5 protein-coding genes are annotated in these 5,041 nt (G+C 65.0%); all 5 read right to left on the bottom strand.

Annotation, left to right across the window (positions count from 1 at the left end; all coding sequences use genetic code 11):
• Positions 1 to 1,670 (bottom strand): ATP-binding protein (locus ABI213_RS00560; protein WP_348025671.1); only part of this gene is annotated, 1,670 nt, incomplete at its 3' end.
• Positions 1,663 to 3,438 carry a DUF3375 family protein gene (locus tag ABI213_RS00555; protein ID WP_348025672.1) on the bottom strand — a complete coding sequence of 592 codons (1,776 nt, stop codon included), beginning with the start codon at positions 3,436 to 3,438 and terminating at the stop codon, positions 1,663 to 1,665. The genes ABI213_RS00555 and ABI213_RS00560, both read right to left, overlap by 8 nt.
• Positions 3,439 to 3,508: 70 nt before the next feature.
• On the bottom strand, positions 3,509 to 3,880 hold the full coding sequence (locus ABI213_RS00550) for a cupin domain-containing protein (protein WP_348005315.1): 372 nt from the start codon (positions 3,878 to 3,880) through the stop codon (positions 3,509 to 3,511).
• A 25-nt stretch (positions 3,881 to 3,905) separates the two neighbouring features.
• A complete protein-coding gene (locus tag ABI213_RS00545) occupies positions 3,906 to 4,328 on the bottom strand; it encodes a GNAT family acetyltransferase (RefSeq protein ID WP_348009022.1) in 423 nt (140 codons plus the stop codon).
• Between the two features lie 13 nt (positions 4,329 to 4,341).
• Positions 4,342 to 5,007, bottom strand: a complete 666-nt coding sequence (gene bluB, locus ABI213_RS00540; protein WP_348025670.1) for a 5,6-dimethylbenzimidazole synthase — start codon at positions 5,005 to 5,007, stop codon at positions 4,342 to 4,344.
• Between the last annotated feature and the right edge of the window lie 34 nt (positions 5,008 to 5,041).

The following is a 5,041-nucleotide window of genomic DNA, read 5'->3' as shown; positions in this document are numbered from 1 at the left end:
AGCCAGTCGTACATGGCCGAATCCGGCTTGACAGCCAGCTTGCGCACCAGCGACTGCGGGTGCAGCGCGGGCCGGGTGGACCGCACTATAGAGCCGACGCGGTAGTACACCAAACGGCCTTTCAGGTGGGTGGCATCCACCCATTCAGCCACTTTGGCGTAATGCGCATCGGGCACCAGCAGCGAGAGGCCAAAACCGTGCAGCAGGCGCTCGGCTGCGCCCTCCCAGTCGCGTTCCTCGTCGCGTACCTGCAGCAGTTCGCCCGCAAAAGGCATGCTGTCTTCGGGCAGGGCCAGTGCCTGGCACAGCGCGCTGCGCATGGCGATTTGGGTGGAATCGATATTGCTGCGGCGGGAACGCAGGCTGGCAATTTCGGCGCTCAGGGCTTTGTGCTCTTGCCGCCCTTGGGCCAGTTCCACGCTGCGCTCGGTAATCTCGTTTTGTGCTTCAGTTTCACGCTGGCTGTCGGCGGCCACGCGCTGGGCACAGCCTTGTTGCTGGGTCAACAGCTCTTCGGCATTGGCGACCTGCAGCAGGCCCAGGGGGCGGCGCAGCGCATCGTAGCGGTCGGCGGCCTTTTTACGCCGCTCCAGCTCGGCGCGCTGGCGGGCAATTTCGGCATCCAGCTGGGCGATGCGGTCGCCGCCGTTGTGGGCGATGGACAGGCTCAGTTCGCCCGCTTGCGCGAGCTGCATTTTTTGCTGCTCTGCGAGTCGCTCCACCTTGGTGGTTTCGCTGTTCAACGTGTCGGCTAACTGCTCTAGCCGCAGCTCCAGCAGGCGCAGCTTGTGGCCCGCAAACCAGGGCTTGAGCGCTTCGCGGCAGGCGCGCAGGCTGTCGGTGCTGGCACCCAGGGCGGCATGGGCATCGCAGTCGCCCACCAACGGGGTCAGCAGAGCGACCTGCTGCTTGGCCTTCAGCACCGCCTCGTGGGCGCGGTGCAGATCATCAAAGTGGGTGATCAGCGCGCTGATGCGCGGGGCCACGTCGAACGGCTCGAGCATGTGCTGGCGCACAAAGTCGGTCAGGTTGCCCACCGACTTCATGGACACGGTTTGGTGGAACAGCTCCAGCGCCTGCTCGCCCTCGATACCAAAGCGCCGCCGAAAGTGCGCGCCGTAGGGCGGAAAGCTGTCAAACAGCTCCACCCCGCTTTTGCGCAGCCGTTTGCGCAGCTGGGCCATGTCGGTGCCAAAGTGGGCAAAGTCGGCCGCCAGGGTCAGCGGTTTCTCCGCCACGGCGTAAAAGCGCTCGGGCTGGCCGTGCGCGTCTTTCAACCAAAACACCTGGGCCAGGGTCACGGTTTGGTCAAAACCCGCGTTGTGGAACACACCCAAGATCACCGAATAGCTATTGGCATCGCGCAGCGCCACCGGTTTGGCGTTGCCGCTGGCCTCGTTGCGCTCAGACTTGTAGTGGCCCAGCACATAGGAGCGCAGCGAACGTTCCCGCGCGTCGGCCCCGGCGGCCTTGTTGTAGGCGATGCGCTGGGCGGGCACCAGCAAGGTAGTCACGGCATCGACCAGCGTGGACTTGCCGGAGCCAATGTCGCCGGTCAGCAGGCCGTTGCGCCCGCCTAATTCTAGTGACCACACGCGCTGGTCGAACGTACCCCAGTTGTAGACCTCCAGCCGCTGCAGGCGAAAGCCGGACAGTGCCGCTTCATTCATCCGTAGCCTCCGCCAAACTCAACTGGCCTTGGTAGCCCGCCAGCCGCGCATCCAAGTCGGCCAGCCACTGGGCATCAACAAAGGCTTTCAAAATGCGCCGCACCTCAAACATGGCGGGCTGGGCCACGCCGCTGCTTTTCAGGCGGCGCAAAAAGCCCATATCTACAATTTTGGTCAGATGCGCGTCCACCTGGTCGATCAGCCGAGACTCGTTGCTGCCTGCGGGCAAGAACACCCGCACCAGCTCCACCATTTGGTCACGCGACAAGATCAACCGCGTCTCGCCACCGCTGGCATCGAACTCGGCCAGCTTTTTGCGCAGCAGCGCCAGCAGCAGACTCACATGGAATGACAAGGGGCGGCGGGCCACCAGCCGGGGCAGCTTGGGCGCATCCTCGTCGTCCTGCGGGCGCGACTTCAAAAATGCATAGCCCTCGGCCTCGTCCACCACCGCGTGCGGGCCTTCACTGGCCAGTTGCAGATAGGCCACCAACTCGCCCAGGCCTTGCTGCAAAGGCCGGGTCTGCAGCAGCTCACCCAGGCTGATTTGGGCCCGGGTTTGCAACGACTGGCGCACGTGCGCAGCCAGCGCCACCTTGTCCACCCGCACCTGCGAAAACAGCGCGCCCGCGTCCACATCGACCGCGCCGTCTTCTAGCACCTGATTGGCAAACACCGGCTTGGTGGGCGGGCTGTGCAAGGGGCGCTCCATCGGCAGATCGATGCGGGGAACCAATTCGTCCACGCCATGAAAGTCGCCCTGCGGTGGGGCGGCGCGCAAGGCCAGGGCCTTGGCTTCGATGCCGCGCAAGATGTCCATGATGCGGCGGTTTTCCAGCCAAGCCTGGTCGTCCAGAAAACGGCGCAGCTGCTGCGACAGCAGAGCCACGGTGGCCTGGGCCTGTTCGCCCGCCTCCAGCCAGTCGTAATGCACGCGGCGCAAACGCGGGTCGGGGGCCAGCGCGGCCACGGGGGGCAGTTGCAACACTTGGTCGAGTAGCTGGGTGAGTTCGTCTTGGCGCGACTGGGACATCAAAAAGTCCCAAAAAGCACGAAAGCTCTGGCCTTGGTCCGAATCGGCAATGGCGTCGCGCTCGCCCATGATTTGCTCCAGCAGCGCGCCTTTGGCCCCGTCCCACAGGGCGATGCGCTCACGCACGCGCCGGTCCAGCCCGCGAAAGTTGTGCTCCACCTCACGAAAGTCGGCCAGCAGCTCGCGCGCCAGGCTGGTGAACTGCTGAAAACGCTCTTTCACCGCCGTGTCGCCCAGCAGGTCCATATCGCCCTGCACCACCCGGGCGATTTCGGCATCTATCGCGTCGCGGCGTTGCTGCAGATCTGCCAGCCGGGTGGCGGGGTTGGCATCGCTGCCTTGGCTCATCTGCTTGAGCAGCTCAAACAGCGTCAGCAGGCGCGACTCGGTGCCCACAAAGGCGCGGTCGGTCAGGCTGCCCAGCCAAGCCAGCGCGCGCTCGGTGGCGGGGGTCAGGTCAAAATGCGGCTCGTCCGAGCCCACAGGGTAGAACTTGCGCAGCCAGCCCTTGTCGTTGGCGGCCCAATCGTTCAAATACTCTTGTGCTGACTGGGGGAAGGCCTGCGCACCCAAACGCTCGTGCAGGCCGTACAGCGTGTCTTTGAGCGACTCCACCAGGTCGGACTGGGACATGACCCGCACGTTCGGCACGATGAAGGCGCGGTGCAAAAAGCTGGCTACCAGCGGCGCGTGCGGCGTGGTCAGCAAGCGCCAGGCGGGGTGCTGACGACGCAAGGCGTCGAGGGTAGCGTAGTCCAGGTTAATGGGAGGCTCCAAAAAGCGCTGATTTAGGCACAGCCGCCCCTTACACCGGCCGCAGCTGGTCCGCCAGCGAACGCGTCTTTTCGGTGGCCACGTCGCCGGTGTGCAGGGTGGATTTGCGCTCGATCAGCAGGATGTGGCATTCCTCCTCGGCCACCGGGTTGTGGCGCACGCCTTTGGGCACCACAAACATTTCACCCTCGGCCAGCTCGGCCACGCCGGTTTCCATCTCAATGCGCAAATGGCCTTTAAGCACCATAAACAGCTCGTCCTCGTCGGCATGGCTGTGCCAGGCCAGGGAGCCCAGCACCTTGGCGACCTTGATGTAGGAGTCGTCCAGCTCGGCGATCACGCGGGGCGACCAATGTTCGGTCAGCGATGCGGCGATCTGCGCGGGGGAAGTGATGGGCGACATGGGGTTCCTAAATTTTGAATACAGCTCAAGGCGCATCGGGGATCAAGCGCTTGCCCAGGCTCACGACCTCGTCTTGCGCGTAGCCCAGGTGGCGGTAGAAATCCAGCACGGCGGTGTTGCTGGTGCGTACCTGCAGATTGAGCTTGGGGCAACCCAATGCCAGCAGTTGTTGTTCGACGTGCCGCACCAAGGCCGCACCCAGGCCCTGGCCGCGCTGCTCGGGTGCCACCGCCAGGTAGTTGATCCAGCCGCGGTGGCCGTCGTACCCGGCCATGGCCGAGGCGATGACCTGGCCGTCGGCCTCGCCCACCAGGAACAGCGCACGCTGCACCTGCAGTTTGCGGGCGATGTCCTTGTGCGGGTCGTTCCACGGGCGGGTCAGGCCGCAGGCCTGCCACAGGGCGACCACGGCGGCTTCGTCGGTTTCTTGGTAGGGGCGGATGTGCATAGTAGGGGTATTTTCAGGCCGAAAACAGGTTAGAGGCCTGGCCCCAAGTGTCGTCATACACCAGCCCGGCCAGGGCCTCGCGCCGGGCCCAGTTTTCCTGCTGCAGCATGGGCTGGTCGTAGAACTTTTCAACCGGCCCCAGGCACAGCAAGGCGATGGGTTCGGCCCCTTCGGGCAGGCCCAACGTATCGGCCAAGGCCAGCGGGTCGAACAGCGACACCCAGCCCATGCCCAGCCCTTCGGCACGCGCGGCCAGCCACAGGTTCTGGATGGCGCAGGCGCTGGAAGCCAGGTCCATTTGCGGCAAAGTGCGGCGGCCAAAAATATGCTGCTCGCGCCCATTGGGCAGCACCACGGCCAGCACCTCGGCCGCGTCCAGCAGCCCCTGCACCTTGAGGCGCATGAAGTCGTCTGCGCGCTCGCCCAGTGCCTGGGCGGTCAGCACGCGCTCGGCCTCTACCAGGTCGTGCAGTTGCTGGCGCAGCGCCGTCTGGGTGATGCGGATAAAGCGCCAGGGCTGCATGAAGCCCACGCTGGGGCCATGGTGCGCTGCCAGCAGCAGGCGCTGCAACAGCTCCGGGGCGACCGTGCCGCCGCTGAAATGCCGCATATCGCGGCGCTCGAACATGGCGCGGTAGACGGCGGCGCGCTCGGTGGCGCTGAAGGCGTGGTCAGTCATACGGTGTTCATTTTGGTAGCGCCACCCACTGATC

Origin of the sequence: Rhodoferax sp., assembly GCF_039922535.1 — a bacterium.
Classification (GTDB): domain Bacteria; phylum Pseudomonadota; class Gammaproteobacteria; order Burkholderiales; family Burkholderiaceae_C; genus Rhodoferax_B.
Note: the sequence above shows the minus strand (reverse complement) of the source record. Positions and strands in the feature narration are given on the sequence as shown.

Coding starts and splice junctions, on each gene's coding strand:
- bluB (WP_348025670.1), bottom strand. CDS start 5,007: ATGACTGACCACGCCTTCAGCGCCACCGAGCGCGCCGCCGTCTACCGC.
- ABI213_RS00550 (WP_348005315.1), bottom strand. CDS start 3,880: ATGTCGCCCATCACTTCCCCCGCGCAGATCGCCGCATCGCTGACCGAA.
- ABI213_RS00545 (WP_348009022.1), bottom strand. CDS start 4,328: ATGCACATCCGCCCCTACCAAGAAACCGACGAAGCCGCCGTGGTCGCC.